The sequence below is a fragment of the Flavobacterium sp. 38 genome (assembly GCF_057799715.1).
This window is the reverse complement of sequence record NZ_JBYNWZ010000005.1, coordinates 157,365-176,977: the sequence shown is the minus strand read 5'-3', so window position 1 is coordinate 176,977 and position 19,613 is coordinate 157,365. Positions and strand designations below refer to the sequence as shown.

Below are 19,613 nucleotides of genomic sequence, written 5' to 3'. Positions count from 1 at the left end.
AAATGGAAGATAATACTTTAGAGAAAAAATATAATAAATTCATTATTGCGGTTTCAATTGTAATTCCGGTTGTTGTGGCAATTTTGTTTGGAGTTAAACTTAAAGATTTCGGTTATAATGTTGAGCCATTATCAATGTTGCCTCCAATTTATGCTACAATTAACGGTTTTACAGCTGTAGTTTTGGTTGTGGCTGTTTTGGCTATAAAGAATGGAAAACAAAAACTTCACGAGCGATTAATGACTTTGGCTATTGCATTGTCTGTTGCATTTTTGGTAATGTATGTTGCGTATCACATGACTTCAGATTCTACGAAGTTTGGTGGAGAAGGCGCAATTCGTTATATCTATTTCTTTATTCTTGTAACACATATTTTATTGTCAATTGCTATTATTCCTCTTGTTTTAATCACCTATGTAAGAGCGCTTGCACAGCGTTTTGATAGACACAGAAAAATAGCTAAAATCACTTTTCCGCTTTGGCTGTATGTGGCTGTAACGGGAGTAGTGGTTTACTTAATGATTTCGCCATATTATGTACACTAAAAATAAAATTCAAATCACAAAATCCAAATCACAAACTTTGTTTTTTGGAATTTGTATTTTCTTAATTGGAATTTCTGCAAACGCTCAATGCGCTATGTGCCGTGCGGCTTTAGGAGGAGATTCTAATACTAAAAAAGCTGAAGCAGTAAATGATGGAATTGTTTACTTAATGGTAATTCCGTATTTACTGGTATTAATAATCGGATATTTGATTTATCGAATGTATTCTAAAAAGAAAAAAGCAGTGTAATTACACTGCTTTTTTTTATTTAAGTCCGTTTACCGAAACATTCACCGTCCCGTTTATTTTGATGAAAGCAATTATGGCTTGATTGGTCAATTGAATTTTATCAAACTGAATATCTTCAATTTTTCCGTTTACAAATACACCAGGCATTGGGGAGTAATTCTTTAAATAAGAAGCCATGCTTTTTTTGCCTTCTTCCAGATTGGGCTGGATTGAATAACGACAGTTTTCTTCCATTTTTCTTAGAATGTAACCTTGTGCAAGCCAGTTTGCAGTTCGCATCAATTTGCTTTTAGTATCTAGAACATAATCTAGTTTTTCGAAATAGATTTCTTTTGTCTGCGGATTATATTGCGGAAAACCATTTAAATAAAGCGTTCCGTTTATAGATCCTAACACGTCTAATGCAATAACCATTTTTCCGTCTTTATGCCAGATCGAAACATTTTTAACGGTTACTTTTTTGCTTCCTGAGCCAAATTCTTGGCCTGCAAAATTCTTGGTCATAATTTTAGAAGCATCAACATAACTCGAAATCGCGGCAATATTGGCAGAAATCTGATTAGGAATTTTAGCAACAGGTTTTAGAACAATTTTGCTAGCATTATATTTAGATTCTGGCTGTTTGCCAACGATGGTTTCCATATTGCATTTCATACCCATATCGAGCAGGAAAGAATCGTTTTTAAGTTTTGCATTTGTAGAATAAATTTCGACAGGAACAATGCGAAGCCAACTTTCATAAGTGTCGCTCATTTGAAATGGCGTGCAGATTTTTTCGACCGCCTGAAGAACATTCGGTTTAAAATCCATTGATTTTTCTATTGCTTCGTCTATTGTCTTTTCTAGTTTATTTTTAAAAATAGAAATCGCAGGATTTATTAAATACGTAATCGGCATGTTTTTGCCAAAAACGTTCATAGTCGGTGTTTCACTCCAATCGATCGATTTAAATTCAGTTTTTGTGCTGAGCTTCCAGTTGGTCAAAGCTGTTTCGCTGGATAAAGTAATAGTTCCGTTCAAATTAAATTCTCTCACATCGTACAATTCGACTCCTAATTTCTTTGTGCCGATTCTGTATTTGATATTCGCTTTAAGCGGCAAAATGGTTTTAATTCGTTTATCAGGATTAGCAGGGTCATTTTGAATTTTGATCGGAGCTTGTTTCCAGATTTTCATTTCAATATCGTCGTCTTCGATATTAGAATCTTCATAAATTAATCCGTTAAGAAAAGCATTGGTCTGATTTTCAATGTCATTTAATTTTATTGTAATAGGGAGATTGATGAATGAAGGGTTGCTGTCATAAACTAGCGGACTCGCATCATCTGGTTCTGGTTTTAAGGTTTCTAATTTTTGTGTCGAAGAACAGCTTGTGAGTACGGCAAGCACCGAAAACATTGAAATAATAGAAGTAAGCTTCATTTAGTATGAATTTTTAAGACAAGGTAAAATTACGAAAACTATGATATTTTATTAAAAAAGTGTAACAATAAGTAAAAAAGCAAGTCTAATACAAAATAGGTAACAAAATTATTAACTTTTTATTATCATAAATTACTTAATAAAAACGTTATTATTGTCTAAAAAATTTAACAATACCATGATCGAAATTAAAGATTTACACAAATCCTATAAGATGGGAAGTTCAGAATTACACGTGTTAAAAGGAATTAATTTTAATATAGAAGAAGGAGAATTAGTTGCGATCATGGGTTCATCGGGTTCGGGTAAGTCGACACTTCTTAATATTTTAGGGATTTTGGACGAAGCCGATTCTGGAAGTTATATTTTAGATAAAACACCGATTAAAAAATTAAACGAAACAATTGCTTCAAAATATCGTAACAAATTTTTAGGCTTTGTTTTTCAGTCTTTTAACTTAATAAATTACAAAACCGCATTAGACAATGTTGCTATGCCATTGTATTATCAAGGTGTAAAAAGAAAGGAACGTTACGAGATAGCAATGAAATATTTGGAAAAAGTTGGCTTAGGAACACACGTTCATCACTTGCCAAATGAACTTTCTGGAGGTCAGAAACAGCGTGTTGCTATTGCAAGAGCATTGGCTTCGAATCCGAAAGTATTGCTTGCCGATGAGCCGACTGGAGCTTTGGATACTAAAACTTCTTATGAAGTTATGGAATTGATTCAAGGGATTAATGACGAAGGAAAAACAATTTTGATTGTTACACACGAACCTGATATTGCTGCAATGTGCAAAAGAAATGTAGTCCTAAAAGATGGATTAATTATCGATGATAAAAAAGTAGAACAAGTTAGAGCTTCGTCTTATGTTTAATATTGAACGCTGGCAGGAAATATTTGAGGCCATTTCTAAAAACCGTTTAAGAACATTCTTAACGGGAATTTCTGTGGCTTCGGGAATTTTTATTTTGGTAATTCTTCTCGGTGCAGGTAAAGGTCTGCAAAACGGAATTGAAAAACAATTTGAACGTGATGCTGCAGGAATCATTGAGGTTTGGTCTGGAACCACGACTAAAGAATATAAAGGATTAAACCCAGGCAGACAAATTCAATTTCGCAATAGCGATTACAATCAATCGGTACAAAAATTTGAAGATAAATTAGATTTGAGAGCTTCAACCAATAATTATTGGGGGCAACCTTTTGCTTACGGCAAAGAGTCAGGAAGTTACCAGTTTAGAGGTGTAAATCCAGATTATGGCGGAATAGAAAACTTAACCATAGTTCAAGGCCGTTATGTAAATGCTAAGGATATAGAAAGTAATGCAAAAGTGGCGGTTATTGGAATGAAATTGAAAAACGATCTGCTGAAAGACAAGGATGCAATCGGAGAGGAAATTCTAATTAACAACATTAATTTTAAAGTAGTTGGAGTCTTTACAGATCCGGGAGGAGAAAGAGAAGAGACTCGTGCTTATCTTCCATTAACTACAGTTCAGAAAACTTTTGGTGGAGGAGACAAAATTAGCAACTTGTTTTTTACTTTAAAAAAGACAGACAATTATGATGAAGCGCTGGCGCAGTCAGAAAAATTTACGCAAGATTTAAAAGATTTGTTAAAGAGTAAAAATGTGGTGGCTCCTGAAGATGATGGAGGTGTGGGAGTTTATAATTCTGTTAAAGATGCCAAACAATTTTACGATTTAAACTTATATATCAGAATCTTTTTCTGGTGGGTTGGTATCTGTACCATTATTGCAGGCGTGGTAGGTGTGAGTAATATCATGCTTATTATTGTGAAAGAAAGAACCAAAGAAATCGGTATTCGAAAAGCATTGGGAGCTTCACCTTTTTCGATTATTTCGATGATTCTTCACGAATCTATCTTTATCACGACAATTGCTGGTTTTGTGGGCTTGCTAGGAAGTCTGCTTTTATTAGAATTCGTCGGGCCAATGGTAGAAAGCGAATTTTTCAGAAATCCAGAAGTAGATTTCGGTGTGGCTTTAACCACTTTAATCCTGCTAGTATTTGCGGGAGCTATGGCGGGATTTTTTCCAGCCTACAGAGCAGCCAAAATTAAACCTATTGTAGCACTTAGAGACGAATAATTATGTTTAGTAAAGATAATTGGGACGAAATATTACAGGCTTTAACAGCAAACGTCTTCAGAACGGTTCTAACTGCTTTTGGGGTATTTTGGGGAATATTCATTTTAGTAATATTGCTTGCTGCCGGAAAAGGACTGGAAAACGGTGTGAAAAAAGGTTTTGACGGAATTGCGACAAATACCATGTTTATGTGGAGCCAGACAACATCAAAAGCGTACAAAGGTTTGCCAAAAACACGACGTTATGATTTTAGAAACAGCGATGTGGCTGCACTAAAGCAAGCGATTCCAGATTTATTGTACGTTTCTCCTAGAAATCAACTGGGAGATTTTAACGGAACCAATAATGTGGTGAGAGGAACCAAAACTTCTGCTTTTACTATTTATGGAGATTATCCAGAATTGATTAAACAGCAGCCTATGGATATTATCAAAGGCCGTTTTGTTAATCAGCAGGATATTGAAGGAAGAAGAAAAGTAGCTGTAATTGGTAAAGGTGTTATTAGCGAGCTTTATGGTAAAGAAGAAGAATGTGTAGGGACTTATATCAAAATTAACGGTATCAACTTTATGGTGGTTGGAGTTTATAAATCCAAACAGCAAGGCGGAAATGCAGAACAAGATCAAAAAAATATTTTTATTCCGTTTACTACTTTTCAGCAGGCCTTTAATTATGGCGATAAAGTAGGATGGATGGCTCTTACAGCAAATGATGAATCGTCTATAACGGAATTAAAACCTAAAATATTAGAAATCATTAAAGCACTGCATTCTGTGAATCCTACAGATGATCGTGCCGTAGGAAATTTTGACTTGTACGAACAATTTAATAAAGTGCAAAGTCTGTTTAATATTCTGCAAGTAATTGCTTACTTTGTTGGAACATTAGTTTTGATTTCGGGAGTAATTGGGATTTCTAATATCATGCTGATTGTAGTGAAAGAACGAACAAAAGAAATCGGAATTAGAAGAGCTTTGGGAGCAACTCCTGCAGCAATTAGAGGACAAATATTATTAGAATCTATATTTTTAACCATTATTTCAGGAATGCTCGGTATTGCTGTTGCTACAGGAATTATAGCGCTTTTAAATATGGCATTAGATTCCATGCCGCCAGGAAGCGACACTATGTTTGCGAATCCTAGCGTAGATTTGAGAGTTGTATTTGTGGCATTATTAATATTAGTAGGTTCAGGACTGCTTGCAGGTTTTATTCCGGCGCAGACCGCTATTAGTGTTAAACCTGTAGATGCATTAAGATCAGAATAAATTATCAATCAAAATAAATCGATTAAACCAAAAACAAATGAAAAAAGGAGTAACCGTAACCATTTTAATATTTATTGCAGTTGTTTTTTTTGGCGCGCTTTACTATTTGTATGCTAAAAATCAAGAATCGCCAATTGTATTTAAAACGGAAAAAGCAGAAATTAAAACCATCGTAAAAAATACTATTGCGACGGGAAATATTCAGCCTGACGAAGAGGTTTTAATCAAGCCAAATATTTCAGGTATTATTGAAGAAGTGTATATCAAAGCTGGAGAAAAAATCAAAGCTGGTGATATGATTGCCAAAATTAGAGTGGTGGCAAATGTTTCGAATGTGAGCAGTACACAAAATCAAGTGACGACAGCGAAAATTGCATTAGACAATCAAGAAAAGCTTTATAAGAGACAAAAAACATTGTTTGAAAAAGATGTAATTTCTGCAAATGATTTTGATGCGGCTCAAGTAGCATATAATCAGGCGAAACAAACTTATTTGGCTGCAAAGCAAAGTTTGGATATTGTTAAAACGGGAACAACGTCATCTTTAGGAAACTATGCAAATACTTTGATTCGTTCTACAGTTAACGGAATGGTGCTGGATGTTCCTGTAAAAGTAGGAAACCAAGTTATCGAAAGTAATAACTTTAATGAAGGAACAACAATTGCAAGTGTTGCCGATGTTGGAAGAATGATTTTTATTGGGAAAATTGATGAATCTGAGGTTGGAAAAATTAAAGAAAAAATGCCGATTGAAATTACAATTGGTGCAATTGAAAATAAAAAGTTTGATGCTGTTTTAAATTATATTGCTCCAAAAGGAGTTACAGAAAATGGTGCAATCCAATTTGAAATAAAAGCGCAAATGGTTAACAGAGACGATACTTTTATTAGAGCTGGTTTAAGTGCTAATGCTTCCATTATTTTGGAGAAAGCAGAAAAAGTTCTGGCAATAAAAGAGTCTCTGGTTCAATTTGACAAAAAAACACAAAAGCCTTATGTAGAAGTTGAAACTGCTCCACAGAAATTTCAAAGAAGAGATTTGGTTCTTGGGGTTAGTGACGGAATCTATGTTCAAGTTAAAAGCGGTGTAAATGATACAGATAAAATTAAAATCTGGAATCAAGGCTTGATTAACGAAGGAGACAAAGAAAAAAAATAATCTAATTTGAAGGTTTAAGGATCTTTTTGGTTTTAAAAATGTTAAATTTGCGTAGTTCGGTTTACTGCGCCTTCATTAAAAGTATATGAAAATAAACAAATATAATAGTCTGGTTATTGCAATGTTATTCGGTTTCGGATTAACTGGACAGGCACAATCAAAGCAATGGACTTTAGAAGAGTGCGTTAGATATGCTCTTGAAAATAATATCACAGTAAAACTATCTGAATTAGATGTAAAAAATGCTGAAATTGATAAAAGAGGTGCTTTAGGAAATTACCTTCCATCTGTAAACGGAAATGCTTCTCACTCTTGGAACATTGGTTTGAACCAAGACGTAACTACCGGTATTTTACGTAATTCAACTACACAATATTCTTCTGTAGGATTAAATGCTGGAGTAGATATATATAAAGGTTTGCAGAATCAAAATACTATGAGGAGAGCAAAATTAAGCATCATTTCTTCTCAGTATCAGCTGCTAAAAATGCAGGAAGATATTTCTTTAAATGTTGCCAGCGCTTTTTTGCAGATTTTATCTAATAAAGAAGATTTAAAAGTTAAAAAGGAACAGTTGATAATTGATGAAAAACGATTTGCGCGTTCTGAAGAAATGGTAAATGCAGGAACTATTCCGCGTGGAGATTTATTCGATTTGAAAGCAACTGTTGCAACAGACAAACAAAATATTGCAGTTTCTGAAAATAATTTATTGATTTCTAAATTGAGTTTAGCTCAGCTTTTACAATTGAAAGAATTTGCAGATTTTGATGTTGTAGATGATACTAAAGTGGCAGATGAAAACAATATACTGGCACAGACACCAGTAGAAATCTATAATAAGGCTAAAGAAACGAGAACAGAGTTAAAACTAGCCCAGACAAATCTGGAAATTGCAGAAAAAAACGTTGCTATCGCTAAAGGGGCGTATCAGCCAACCTTAAGTGCTTTCTACAACTTTAATACGAGAGCAAGTTATTCTGATATTATAACTGGGTCAACACCAAATACGGCAAATCCAACTTCTCAGATTGGATTTGTTGAAGGAACTAATCAAGCAGTTTTACAGAATAATTTCACGCCTGTTTTAGGAAAAGCAGATCCAATTTTTGACCAATTTAGAGATAATAAAGGACAATCTTTCGGATTTCAGCTTTCAGTGCCTATCTTCAATGGTTTCTCAGTACGAAATAATGTAGAACGTAACAAAGTAAGTTTAGAAAAATCTAAAATAGATTTAGAGCAAAAAAGTTTAGATTTGCAACGTAATGTTTATACAGCTTTTACAGATGCTAAAGCGGCTTTAAATACGTTTGAAGCATCTACAGTAACCTTAGAAGCAAGACAGCAGGCTTACAATTATGCAAAAGAAAAATATGATGTTGGTTTAATGAATTCATTCGATTTCACACAAGCTCAAACATTATTGACCAATGCGCAGTCTGATGTTATCAGAACGAAGTACGATTACATGTTCAAAATTAAAATATTAGAGTTTTATTTCGGAATTCCAATTGTTCCAATTATTACAAAATAATCTATTATGTCAAAAAAAACAGTTTATTTCTTATTAGGCGGTGTGTTAATACTTATCATTGCTTTAGTGGCTCTTAAAAATGGTGGAATAATAGGAAGTAAAGATGAAGGAAAAGAAGTAGAAATTGCAAAAGTGACGGCTTCTACAATTGTTGAAACCGTTTCGGCGACAGGTAAAATTCAACCTGAAATCGAAGTTAAAATTTCACCTGAAGTTTCTGGAGAAATCATATTATTGAATGTAAAAGAAGGGCAAGTTGTAAAAAAAGGAGATTTATTGGTTAAAATCAATCCCGATTTATATACTTCAAGCTACAATCGTTCGGTTTCTAATTTGTCTGGATCTAAAGCTGGTTTAACACAGTCTGAGGCTAGTTATAAAGAAGCAAAAGCCAATTACGAGCGTAATAAAACACTTTATGACAAAGGTGTAATTTCGAGATCGGATTGGGACAAAGCAATTGCATCTTTTGAAGTGGCAAAAGCAACGAAACAAAACTCCTATTATAACGTTCAGAGTGCTTCGGCTTCTGTTAGTGAAGCAAGAGATAACTTAGGACGTACAACAATTTATTCTCCAGCAGACGGAACTATTTCTGTATTAAACGTAGAGTTGGGAGAAAGAGTTTTGGGAACGCAGCAAATGGCCGGAACAGAGCTTCTTCGTGTTGCCAACCTGAATAATATGGAGGTTGAAGTTGACGTAAACGAAAATGACATCGTAAAAATAAAAATAGGCGACGAAGCAAATGTGGAAGTTGATGCTTATTTGAAAAAGAAATTTAAAGGAATTGTAACCAGTATTTCAAATTCTGCAAGCACCACTTTGACTTCAGATCAGGTAACTAATTTTAAAGTTAAGGTTCGTATTTTAAAAGACTCTTATCAAGATTTATTAGAAGGAAAACCAAGTACTTATTCTCCTTTTAGACCTGGAATGACCGCTACGGTTGATATTATTACCACAACAAAAACAAATGTTTTGGCAGTGCCAATTAGTTCTGTTGTTGTAAAATCGGACACTACGGCTGTAAAAGATTTTAAAGTTGAAGATCCAAATGAAGATAAAAAAGCAGCTCCAAAAAGCGATAAAAAATTCGAATGTGTTTTTGTTAAAGTTGGAGACAAAGCTAAAATTAGAGTCATTAAAACTGGAATTCAGGACGATACTAATATCGAAGTAATGTCTGGGTTAAAACCTGGCGATGTTGTGATTACAGGTCCATATACTACAGTTTCTAAAGAGCTAAATTCTGGAGATAAGGTAAAACTTAAGAAAGCTGAAACTCCAAAGAAATAATCATATTTTAAGCTAAAAGAAGCCGAAGCTAGTTTTAAAACCTTCGGCTTCTTTTAGTTCACAAAAAAATAATTAATATTTAAAAATTACATATTTTGTCTTTTATTCTCAATATCGAAACGGCTACTAAAAATTGTTCAGTATCTATTGCAAAAGATGGCCAGACCATTGTTTGCAGCGAATTGTCAGATGAAGGATATTCGCATGCCGAAAAACTTCATGTTTTTATTGAAGAAGTAATAGCAAAAGCAGGTATTTCTGTGCATGAATTAAAAGCTGTTGCAGTTAGTCAGGGACCAGGATCGTATACGGGTTTGAGAATTGGTGTTTCGGCAGCAAAAGGTTTGTGCTATGCTTTAAATATTCCGTTAATTGCTGTAGATACCTTGCAGACTTTGGCTTCTCAGGCAGGAGTTGCAGATGGGAAAATCATACCGATGTTAGACGCACGCCGTATGGAAGTTTACAGCGCTATTTTTAATTCAGATTTAACGCTTGAGAGAGCTATTAAAGCTGAAATTATTGACGAAAACTCATTTCAAGAATATACAGACAAGCTTTACTTTGTTGGCGATTGTGCTGATAAATGCAAGCCATTTTTGACTAAAGACAACTTTGTTTTTTTAGAAAATATAAAATACCCTTCAGCTCAAGCAATGAGTAAAATTAGTTTTGATAAATATCAAAAAAGCGACACTGTAGATGTCGCTTATTTTGAACCTTATTATTTGAAAGATTTTATGATTGCTCCGCCAAAGAAACAATAATAATTTACTTAGACGAAATTGCTTTTAAACACATAGAAACATAGTTTTAGAAACTTAAATAAAGGCGTTTCACTTATTTAAATACACATAGTTGAACTATGTGAAAGAAATATTTTTCTCTTTGTTGTCGTCTTTGTGTTAAAATTAAATTTTCAATTTCAATAACACTGATAAGTACTATTTCTGTATAGTATACGGTTGAACTGAAATCCCAGCTTCATCCAAAGCTATTTTGCAATTTTCTAGAGTGTCAGAAAAAACGGCTCCGTAATTAGCATTTTTTGCCCAAGGACGAACAGCAAAATCAATAGAACTTGCCGATAGATTTTTTACGAAAACCTCTGGCGCAGGAGTCTTTAATACTTTAGGATTTTTATCCAGAACCTCAAGAAGAATTTCTTTCGCCTTTCTGATATCTGAATCATAAGAAATAGCAAAAGTCAAATCTGCTCTTCTTTCTCCCTGCATCGAGTAATTGATGATATTTCCGTTAGATAAAGAACCATTAGGAACAAATACAGTTTGATTATTTCCGGTAAGCATTTTGGTTACAAAAATCTGGATTTCAAGAACTGTTGCGATAACACCTTGCGCTTCTATCGTGTCTCCCACTTTAAATGGTTTAAAAACAATAATAAGCATTCCGCCGGCAAAATTAGAAAGTGATCCTTGCAATGACAAACCAACTGCAAGACCCATAGCTCCTAAAATAGCGACGAATGAAGAAGTCTCTATTCCTAATTTGGAAATGAAGGTTACAAACAATAATATTCGTAACGCCCACAGTAAAATGTCCGATAAGAATTTTGTCAGCGTCGGATCAAGATCTCGCTTGATCATTATTTTTTTAATAATTCGATTAATCAATCTGATGGCATATAAACCAACAAATAAGATTAAAAAAGCAGAAATTAATTTTGGTGAATAATCTACCAAAATATTAATAAATCTAGTAACGTATTTACTTACTTGTTCGGGATCGAGATTCATAATTTTTAAAATAAAAAAACCTTCTCATAGGGAGAAGGTGGTGTTTGTGCTGCAAATATAAATATATTTTATATTATTAGAAATATCAGTTTATGCTTTGACCTAGTTTTTTATTGTTTGTTAAGCCTCTGTAACGGGTTTTTCGCTTACATCGACAACAGTTTCAGAAGAAGTAGTTTCTGCAGGTTCGTTTGCAAAAGAAGCTGTTTTTTCTTTAATAGTATCAACTGCATCATTTACCACTTTGGCCGCTTTATCGGCATATTCGTTTACCGTTTCTTGTGCTTTTTCAGCATAATCTGCAGCTTGATCAATAATAGGTTCCGAAACTTCTTTTACTTTTTCAATTGTTTCTTCTGCAAAAGCTTCGGCTTTCTCGATATACGGTGCGGCAGCTTCTTTAGCTTGTTCAAAAGTACTTTCGGCATTATTGGCCAATTCGGTCACAGACTCTTTGGTTGAGCCAAATAAATTTTTAAAAAATGAAGATAATCTCATGGTTGTTAATTAATTGGTTAGGAGCACAATATTAGTTAAAATTTAGAATTAACTCGTTTTTTTTAATGATAAATAATTGATAGCGAGTGATTAATAATAAAAAAAGCGCCTCAAAGAGACGCTTTCTATGTATTTTTTTAAAGTAATTAAGCATTAACCGCTTCCACTTTAATCGCTTCATCGTTTAGCATGCTTTTTAGCATGTTTTCGATGCCGCTTTTTAGGGTAAAAGTAGAAGAAGGGCAACCGCTGCAAGCACCTTGAAGCAATACTTTTACTGTTTTATCATCTTCGTTATAAGATTCAAAAGCAATGTTTCCGCCATCAGCAGCTACTGCAGGTTTTACATATTCTTCTAAGATATTGATGATTTGCTGAGAAGTAACATCCAGTTTATCAAAAGCTTCATCTTTAGTAACTTCATTTTTCGTAGCAGTCTGGATAAGACTTTCGTCCAAAACAGTTCCTCCGTTTTCGATAAACTGTTTAATAAAAGTTCTTAATTCTAAAGTAATTTCAGACCAGTCATTGATTTCATATTTGGTAACAGAAATATAGTTTTCGTCAATAAAAATCTCTTTCACGTAAGGGAATTTAAATAATTCCTGAGCTAGCGGAGAAGAAGCGGTCTGATCGATGTTTTTATATTCTACGGCATTACGAGTCAGCATTCTGCTTACAACAAATTTCAATGCAGAAGGATTTGGAGTAGTTTCTCCGTACACCGTAATTGGCTGTTTTTTGGCTTTTGTTTCGTCAATTTTAATGATAACACCTCCTTTGTCAACAAACGCGCTGATTTGCTCTGCAACAGCATCTTTTACATCGTCCCAATCCACAATACTGTATCTTTCGATAGCGATAAAATTTCCTGAGATATAAACGGTCTTAACAAACGGTAAATAGAACAATTGCTGCGCTAGGGGAGAGGCTTGTGCTTCGTCAATATTTTTGAACTCAAAGTTTTGATTTTGAGTAATAAAGTCTTCAAATTCAAACTTTAATATAGTTGGATTTTGGGTTTCTTTTATAGTGATTTTAGTCATGATTATATATTTTTTGCAAATTTACTAAAGTTATTTTCTACTAATGGCTATATTTGATTTTTTAATGAAATAATTAAGACTCTTTTCAAATAAATCGTGTTAAATTGCAAGAGTGAAAATAATATAGAAACAAAATTGCCTTTATGAAATTTAAAATCAAGGTTTTATTAATTTTTCTCATTACTGTTTCGTACTCTTATTCTCAAGAGGGAATACCTGTTTATTCGGATTATTTGTCTGATAATTATTACTTAATTCACCCTTCTATGGCAGGTGCTGCAAACTGCGCCAAGATCAGATTAACAGCCAGAAAACAGTGGTTTGGAGAAGAAGATGCTCCAGCATTGCAAACTTTGAGTTTTAACGGAAGAATTGGCGAGCGTTCTGGTGCGGGAATTATTCTTTTTAATGATAAAAATGGATACCATTCTCAAAAAGGTGTGAAGTTGACTTACGCGCATCATATTTTGTTTTCGAGAGATGAAATAGATTTGAATCAATTGTCGTTTGGTATCAGCGGAGGCGTAATGCAAAATCAGTTAGACGAAACAAAATTTGGGCCTACTTTAGATCCCCTGATTTCTAATTCTGTCCTTACCGATAATTATTTTACGATGGATGTCGGCGCATCTTATAATTATTTAGACTTTTATGCACATGCAACGGTTCAGGGCTTGATACAGACTAGAAAAGACTTATATTCAGATTATGAGAATAATAATTTGAGAAAATATTTATTGAGTGCTGGTTATGTGTTCGGTAAAAATACTAATTGGACTTGGGAGCCTTCGATTCTTTTTCAGTTGTTTGACCAAACGAAAGGAAAAACACTCGATTTGAATATGAAAGCGTATAGAAATATGGATTTTGGAAGTCTTTGGGCTGCGTTATCCTACAGAAGAGCTTTTGATGGAGCGCAATATATTGCAGGAAATAGTGTATCAACTCAAAAACTGCAATATTTTACGCCTATTATTGGAGTAAATTTCAAGAATTTTATGTTTGCTTATACCTATTCTCAAGTTATGGGAAATGTGAAGTTTGATACAGGCGGATACCATCAAATTACTTTGGGAGTTAATTTATTCTGCAGAAAAGCACGTTACGACTGTAATTGTCCTGCAATTAACTAAATTTATTTTTATGCTGATTAAATCTGTAAACGGAAAATCACCTCTTATTCCAGAGGATTGTTATGTTGCCGAAAATGCTACAATTGTAGGAGATGTTACTTTTGGAGCATCTTGCAGCGTTTGGTTTAATGCTGTTGTGAGGGGGGATGTACACTTTATTAAAGTCGGAAACAAAGTAAACATTCAAGATGGTGCTGTAATTCACTGTACATACCAAAAACATCCGACAATTATAGGGAATAACGTTTCGATTGGGCATAACGCGATTGTGCACGGTTGTACGATTCACGATAATGTTTTAATCGGAATGGGGGCAATTGTTATGGATAATTGTGTTATAGAAAGCAATTCAATAATTGGTGCCGGCTCTGTGGTAACACAAAACACGGTTGTGCCTTCGGGAACTATTTACGCTGGAATTCCAGCCAAAAAAGTAAAAGACATTGACCAGTCTGATTTTGCAGGCGAAATCGAACGCATTTCGAATAATTATGTAATGTATTCGAGCTGGTTCAAAAACGAAGAATAACTTTAAAAATTCCAAATAAAAAATTCCAAATTCCAATGTTCTCAGCAACCTTTTGGAATTTGGAATTTTATTTTTTTTGGAATTTATCAATTTAGAGGTTTATTTTTTCGAAGAAAGTATTTTTGTAGCTTTCGCTGATTGGGATTCTTTTATCGCTTATTAAAACCTTGTTTTTCTGAATCGATTTTACGTGTTTGATATTGATAATATACGATCTGTGAATTCTCGCAAAACCTTTGCTAGAAAGTAAATTTTCCAATTTAATTAAACTGATCAATGTCAGCGTAAACTTATTGTCGGTGGTGTAAATTTTGACATAGTCTTTTAAACCTTCGATAAAAAGAATATCGGCAAAATTCAATTTTACATTTTCATATTCTGCTCGAACAAACATAAAATCCTGTTGAATTTCGGGCGTATTGTTGTTTTCTGCAACTGTTTGACTTGCCACAGAAGGCTGTAAAGCTTGCTGTGCTCTTACTACCGCTTTTAAGAATCGATGAAACGGAATTGGTTTTACTAAATAATCGACAGCGCCAAGATTAAATCCTTCGACAGCATAATCAGAATAAGCAGTTGTAAAAATAACCAAAGGCTTTTTTTCTATAGTATTTAAAAAATCAATTCCAGAAAAATGCGGCATCTGAATATCCAGAAAAACCAAATCAACATTATTCTGATTGATAAATGAAACGGCATCAATAGCATTATTGAAAGTGTTTATCAGCTCGAGAGTATCTACTTTTTTGACAAAATCCTGCAATAATTCTACAGCTAAAGGTTCGTCATCAATAATTACACATTTCATCTTTTCTGAATTAATTTGTTAAAATTTGTTTAGCAGTCAAAAGTAATTTGAAACCAGTAAATTAAGTTTTAAAATTTTCATAAAATACTGGTTTAACTAATCAAAATTATGCGTTTACGGTTATGGTTTTCGTTAGTGTAAAACCATCCGTCAGATTGCCTGTTATGGTTGCCAGTTCATCGGCTAAACTATCAGCAAAAACATTATCTCTCGTATTTGCAGTATCTGCTTGCCCGTGAGCAGCATAATTGGTGCTGGAATATACCTCGCTTGAAATTGTTTCTGGAAAAGCAATCTGTGTTACCAGTAAAGAATTTCCTGTGCTTGACAGAACTTCTACGTGTACGTGAGGCGCTCTTCCTTGGTACCAGCCTGGATAAATTGATATAAAAGAAACTTCTCCGCTCGTATTAGAAGTTTGTCTTCCTCTCAAGAAATGAACAGACGTATAATCGGTCTGCTGCATTTGTGTTCCGCCATATTCAGAATAATTTCCATCTTTGTCGCAATGCCAAATATCTACTAAAGCACCAGAAAGAGGTTCGCAATTGTTATTTTTGTTCTCAATTTTTAAATTAATCAATAAGGCAATTCCAACACGGTCAGATTTGATGTTTTCTAAAACCAACTGACTTGGAGTTTTGATCGGAAACGGACCTTTTGTTTCTGAAGGAGAAACGGTGCAGCTTCCGTCTCCAGAATTAGCCGAGTCAGTTTCTTCATTGTCGCTTTTAGAACAAGATTCTAAAAATTTGGTAGCTGTTGCCAATGAGGCAATGCCCAAAATACCATTTCGGATAAATTTTTTTCTGTCCATAATCAGTTTTGTTTAATGTAATGCGGTTTTAATTTCGTCTAACTTTAAATTCAAATGAACTCGGTAATATTCGTTATCCTGAGTAATGGTTAGTTCGTGTGCGTTTGGATACAGAAGATCAAGACGGCTTTGGATATTTACCAATCCAATTCCCGAATTTTCTGGGTCTTTCACATAATTTTCAATGGTGTTTTCGATCCAGAAATCAAGATTGTTATCTGTAATCAAGATCTTGATTTTTACGTGAGCTGCTCCTTTATAGTCGGTTCCGTATTTAAAGGCATTTTCGACAAAAGAAATCAATAATAGAGGCTCGATAAATTTGTTTCTCGTATCGCCGTGAACATTAATTACAATGTCTTCAATATTGTTTAATCGCAGCTTTTGCAGTTCGATATAATTCTGAATGTAATTAACTTCTTTTTCTAAAGCCACCGTTTTGTTGTCAGTCTCATACAGCATATAGCGCATGAGTTCAGACAAGGTGACGATGGCATCAGGGACCAAATCAGATTTTTTGTGTGCCAAAGAATAAATACTGTTTAAAGAATTAAATAAAAAATGCGGATTGGTTTGTTTGCGCAGATATATTAATTCAGTATTTGTTCGATGTGTTTCGGCAATCAGTTTATTTTGCTGATTATTATAAAATTCAGTTAATGTTCTAATAATGGCAGAGATTGTAATAACAAGAATATAAAAAAATGAAGGCCCAATTTTAAAGAAAAGCGGCTGTTTCATTTCTACTCTTTCTGTCATTCGTTCTCTAGGCATAAACTTTGGGTCAAAAAGCCCATGAGAATTATGAGGGACCAATCTGGCATGTACGATATTCTCGGGTCTTAAATGTCTAATTTCAGGAATAAAATAGTGTAGCCTGATAACCATAAATACAGCAATTAAAACAAAAGCAAACGTAAAATAAAGCCAGTATTTTTTTTGCAGCAAATAATTTGGAACCAAATAAAAATAGTTGAAATAAAACAAAATAATTCCAGTAATCCACTGCGCATAAAAATCGTTATTGATCTTAAATGGACTTTCGTAAAACTGAATTAAAGAAGTCAAAATAAAGAAAATCCATATCGCACAATGGAATAATATTTTGTTATAGCCTGTATTTTTAATGGTATCGATCTGCATTTACAATTTTATTTTTAATAAAATTAATTCATTTTTGGTTACCGTTGGAGATAAGTTTTGTTTGAGTTTCTGCTTAACAAGATTAGCAACTTTTAGGGCATCGGTTTCTGTTTCAAAACTTTTAGTGTCGCTTATTACAGGAATAACCGATTGTTTTATTAAAACTTTTTCTTTGTAGGCAATGGTATAGCCCCAGCCAGCATCGGTTTGAAAAGAAGCTGTTGTTAAGGTTTCTTTTTTTGCGCAAGCTGCACAAAGAAGAATTATAAAAACGATTAAACTCTTCTGGATGTTACTCCAGAAGAATTGTTTATGTTTAATTATCATCGTCACTTTGTTCATCCAATGGTTTAAACTCCCATGCATCATCAAAATAGGTAGAACCAATTCGTCCTAACATGTAAAATCCGCGGTTATTGATGGCAAAACCAACGGCGTCTGTTCTTGTTGCGCCTTCCATTGGAGTTCTTTCTGTCCATAAATCAGTTGATGGATTGTATTCCCAAATAGTTTTGATGTTTTCACCTCCTACAACATATCCTAAACCATTCATAGAAAAACTAGAGGCATTAGAGCGTACAATTGCATAATCGTCATTGTAGCTGTAATCATCGTCTGTATCTTTGTCGATATCACGTTTTCTTGTCCACACATCTGTCGATGGGTCAAATTCCCAGAAATCTTCCTGATAAACGCCATTGTTTACTCCAGTTACTAAATAAGCCTTGTCTGCAATTGTAAAAACTGTCGCATTACGTCTTTTGTTTCCGCTGAAACCATTTACCAAGGTCCAAGTATTGGCCTGATCGTCATATTGATAAAAATCTTTTAAATAATTTCCATCATAGCCTGTTCCAAAATACGCTTTTCCGCCTACCTGAAAACCAACGGCAGCATAACGTGCTGTTCCTGCAAAATCTGTTTTTTGTGTCCAACTATTTGCAGTAGGATCGTACTGATAAAAATCTTTCAGTTTGTTTGTTCCGTCGTAACCAAGACCAACATAACCTTTTTCGTTTAAAGCAAAACTAGAAGCAGAACTTCTTCCTACGCCTCCAAAATCTGCTTTTTGTTCCCAATAATCTCCAGTTGAGTTATAAACCCATAAATCTTTTAAATAAACATCTCCGGTATAACCGCCAACTACATAGGCAAAATCTCCGATAACGAAACTTGTTGCACTAGATCTCGCAGGGCCGTCAAAAGCCGATTTTTTAATCCAGTTTCCAATCAAATCATCGTCATCATTATCATTGCTGCAGCTTATCAAAAAGAGGCTTGAAAAAAGCGCTGTGAATAAAATTCCTTTTTTTAGATTAATCATAGTGTATTTAATATTTATTGTTTGTATTTGATCCCTATTCCTAAAGCGTAGCCATTCCCGCTATTGTAGTCGTATGTTTTATGGTCGCTGTTATCCAGTAAATTGTATTTTTTGTTGAAATCGTAACCCGCTTTAAAATTTAAAAACCAATTGCCTCCAACATTTCTTTCATATTCTAAAGCCGATGCCATTTGCGATAAAACTGCCTTTTCAGCATTATTATCTGTTTTGTCTAAATGATAAAAATTCCCATTAAAACTATTCGTCAGACTAAACTTGTTTCTGTCATTGTTTGAATAGGAAATTCTCGAATCTGGGAATCCAATTTTAAAATCGGTTTTCTCATTTATTTTATAATCAAAAGCAACCATCGGCGTGATTTTTGGCGTTCCAAAAATTGAAGTTCTTCCAGCTCCAATTGTTAAATTTATTTTTGAACCAAACTGCTGTGAAATTGCCAAACTTCCTAAGACTATAATATCTGAAAAATCCAATTTACTTTGGAAATTTGCCGTAGGAATAATAGAAACCTGCCATTTTGTTTTTTCTGCTATTTCAGATGAATATTCAAACTTGTTTTGAACTTGGTTGAATTGATCTTGATCCGCATAAAAATTATAGGGGTTCAATTCGTAATTCACCTTCAAATTAGAATATTCCAATGTGTTCGCTATTTTGCTTTTTGTTCCTATTTTTTTCTGATAAAGAACTGCAATGTCTGTTTCATTAAAATTTATCTTTTCTGTTGGCTCTGTTTTAAAATTTACAGTAGCACTCAAATTTTCCTGAGCTTTTAAACCAAAAAATGAAATCAAAAAAAGAGAACAAATTAAAAACCGTACTTTCATTATTTATTTTATTGGCTCAAAATTAGATGGATGGCGCCCTTAAAAAAAAGAAGATATATATATGACGTGTTTTGATAGACAAAATCGGCGTTTTCCCAGTCGAATTAATATTT

21 protein-coding genes are annotated in these 19,613 nt (G+C 33.8%); 11 read left to right on the top strand and 10 right to left on the bottom strand.

Translation table 11 applies throughout. From position 1 onward, the window contains the following. The first annotated feature begins 2 nt into the window (after positions 1-2). Complete coding sequence (locus AC3E9W_RS14485; RefSeq protein WP_306159676.1) at positions 3-545, top strand: DUF420 domain-containing protein; 543 nt, start codon at positions 3-5, stop codon at positions 543-545. Then, positions 535-795, top strand: coding sequence for a hypothetical protein (locus AC3E9W_RS14480; protein WP_488768880.1), 261 nt, complete (start codon positions 535-537; stop codon positions 793-795). The genes AC3E9W_RS14485 and AC3E9W_RS14480 overlap by 11 nt, the downstream gene beginning before the upstream one ends. Positions 796-810: 15 nt before the next feature. On the opposite strand, the gene AC3E9W_RS14475 is transcribed toward AC3E9W_RS14480, so the two are convergent. Further along, entirely contained in the window at positions 811-2,217 is a 1,407-nt protein-coding gene (locus tag AC3E9W_RS14475; RefSeq protein WP_488768879.1) for a DUF4403 family protein, read from the bottom strand. A 178-nt stretch (positions 2,218-2,395) separates the two neighbouring features. On the opposite strand from AC3E9W_RS14475, the gene AC3E9W_RS14470 reads away from it, so the two are divergent. The 7 genes from AC3E9W_RS14470 to tsaB all read left to right on the top strand — a co-directional run bounded on the left by AC3E9W_RS14470 (position 2,396) and on the right by tsaB (position 10,364). After that, positions 2,396-3,097, top strand: coding sequence for an ABC transporter ATP-binding protein (locus AC3E9W_RS14470; RefSeq protein WP_306159670.1), 702 nt, complete (start codon positions 2,396-2,398; stop codon positions 3,095-3,097). After that, the gene (locus AC3E9W_RS14465) at positions 3,090-4,334 is read left to right on the top strand and encodes an ABC transporter permease (protein WP_306159668.1); all 1,245 of its coding nucleotides are present in this window, start codon (positions 3,090-3,092) and stop codon (positions 4,332-4,334) included. Before AC3E9W_RS14470 ends, AC3E9W_RS14465 begins: the two co-directional genes overlap by 8 nt. A gap of 2 nt (positions 4,335-4,336) precedes the next feature. After that, complete coding sequence (locus AC3E9W_RS14460; protein ID WP_306159666.1) at positions 4,337-5,602, top strand: ABC transporter permease; 1,266 nt, start codon at positions 4,337-4,339, stop codon at positions 5,600-5,602. Between the two features lie 37 nt (positions 5,603-5,639). Then, positions 5,640-6,761 (top strand): efflux RND transporter periplasmic adaptor subunit, encoded by a 1,122-nt coding sequence (locus tag AC3E9W_RS14455; protein WP_125722708.1) that lies wholly within the window; start codon positions 5,640-5,642, stop codon positions 6,759-6,761. A gap of 85 nt (positions 6,762-6,846) precedes the next feature. After that, the gene (locus tag AC3E9W_RS14450) at positions 6,847-8,298 is read left to right on the top strand and encodes a TolC family protein (protein ID WP_306159662.1); all 1,452 of its coding nucleotides are present in this window, start codon (positions 6,847-6,849) and stop codon (positions 8,296-8,298) included. A 6-nt stretch (positions 8,299-8,304) separates the two neighbouring features. Then, positions 8,305-9,597, top strand: a complete 1,293-nt coding sequence (locus AC3E9W_RS14445) for an efflux RND transporter periplasmic adaptor subunit (protein ID WP_306159660.1) — start codon at positions 8,305-8,307, stop codon at positions 9,595-9,597. 95 nt (positions 9,598-9,692) lie between these two features. Beyond that, positions 9,693-10,364 (top strand): tRNA (adenosine(37)-N6)-threonylcarbamoyltransferase complex dimerization subunit type 1 TsaB, encoded by a 672-nt coding sequence (gene tsaB, locus AC3E9W_RS14440; protein WP_488768878.1) that lies wholly within the window; start codon positions 9,693-9,695, stop codon positions 10,362-10,364. A 177-nt stretch (positions 10,365-10,541) separates the two neighbouring features. On the opposite strand, the gene AC3E9W_RS14435 is transcribed toward tsaB, so the two are convergent. From AC3E9W_RS14435 to AC3E9W_RS14425, 3 genes are all read right to left on the bottom strand, one after another. Then, a complete protein-coding gene (locus tag AC3E9W_RS14435; protein WP_488768877.1) occupies positions 10,542-11,354 on the bottom strand; it encodes a mechanosensitive ion channel family protein in 813 nt (270 codons plus the stop codon). A 120-nt stretch (positions 11,355-11,474) separates the two neighbouring features. After that, entirely contained in the window at positions 11,475-11,852 is a 378-nt protein-coding gene (locus tag AC3E9W_RS14430) for a YtxH domain-containing protein (protein ID WP_488768876.1), read from the bottom strand. A 146-nt stretch (positions 11,853-11,998) separates the two neighbouring features. Further along, positions 11,999-12,898, bottom strand: a complete 900-nt coding sequence (locus tag AC3E9W_RS14425) for a NifU family protein (protein ID WP_488768875.1) — start codon at positions 12,896-12,898, stop codon at positions 11,999-12,001. A gap of 143 nt (positions 12,899-13,041) precedes the next feature. Between AC3E9W_RS14425 and AC3E9W_RS14420 the strand changes: the two genes are divergently transcribed. Next, on the top strand, positions 13,042-14,031 hold the full coding sequence (locus tag AC3E9W_RS14420) for a PorP/SprF family type IX secretion system membrane protein (RefSeq protein WP_488768874.1): 990 nt from the start codon (positions 13,042-13,044) through the stop codon (positions 14,029-14,031). 10 nt (positions 14,032-14,041) lie between these two features. Then, on the top strand, positions 14,042-14,560 hold the full coding sequence (locus tag AC3E9W_RS14415; protein ID WP_488768873.1) for a gamma carbonic anhydrase family protein: 519 nt from the start codon (positions 14,042-14,044) through the stop codon (positions 14,558-14,560). Positions 14,561-14,651: 91 nt separating this feature from the next. On the opposite strand, the gene AC3E9W_RS14410 is transcribed toward AC3E9W_RS14415, so the two are convergent. From AC3E9W_RS14410 to AC3E9W_RS14385, 6 genes are all read right to left on the bottom strand, one after another. Beyond that, positions 14,652-15,368 carry a LytR/AlgR family response regulator transcription factor gene (locus AC3E9W_RS14410; RefSeq protein WP_488768872.1) on the bottom strand — a complete coding sequence of 239 codons (717 nt, stop codon included), beginning with the start codon at positions 15,366-15,368 and terminating at the stop codon, positions 14,652-14,654. Positions 15,369-15,474: 106 nt separating this feature from the next. After that, positions 15,475-16,185 (bottom strand): dioxygenase family protein, encoded by a 711-nt coding sequence (locus tag AC3E9W_RS14405; RefSeq protein WP_488768871.1) that lies wholly within the window; start codon positions 16,183-16,185, stop codon positions 15,475-15,477. A gap of 12 nt (positions 16,186-16,197) precedes the next feature. Next, positions 16,198-17,328, bottom strand: coding sequence for a sensor histidine kinase (locus AC3E9W_RS14400; protein WP_488768870.1), 1,131 nt, complete (start codon positions 17,326-17,328; stop codon positions 16,198-16,200). Continuing rightward, entirely contained in the window at positions 17,329-17,655 is a 327-nt protein-coding gene (locus tag AC3E9W_RS14395) for a DUF4907 domain-containing protein (protein WP_488768869.1), read from the bottom strand. After that, complete coding sequence (locus AC3E9W_RS14390) at positions 17,645-18,652, bottom strand: Kelch repeat-containing protein (RefSeq protein ID WP_306159635.1); 1,008 nt, start codon at positions 18,650-18,652, stop codon at positions 17,645-17,647. The genes AC3E9W_RS14395 and AC3E9W_RS14390 overlap by 11 nt, the downstream gene beginning before the upstream one ends. A 14-nt stretch (positions 18,653-18,666) precedes the next feature. Then, positions 18,667-19,500 carry a DUF6268 family outer membrane beta-barrel protein gene (locus AC3E9W_RS14385; protein ID WP_488768868.1) on the bottom strand — a complete coding sequence of 278 codons (834 nt, stop codon included), beginning with the start codon at positions 19,498-19,500 and terminating at the stop codon, positions 18,667-18,669. Positions 19,501-19,613: the final 113 nt, after the last annotated feature.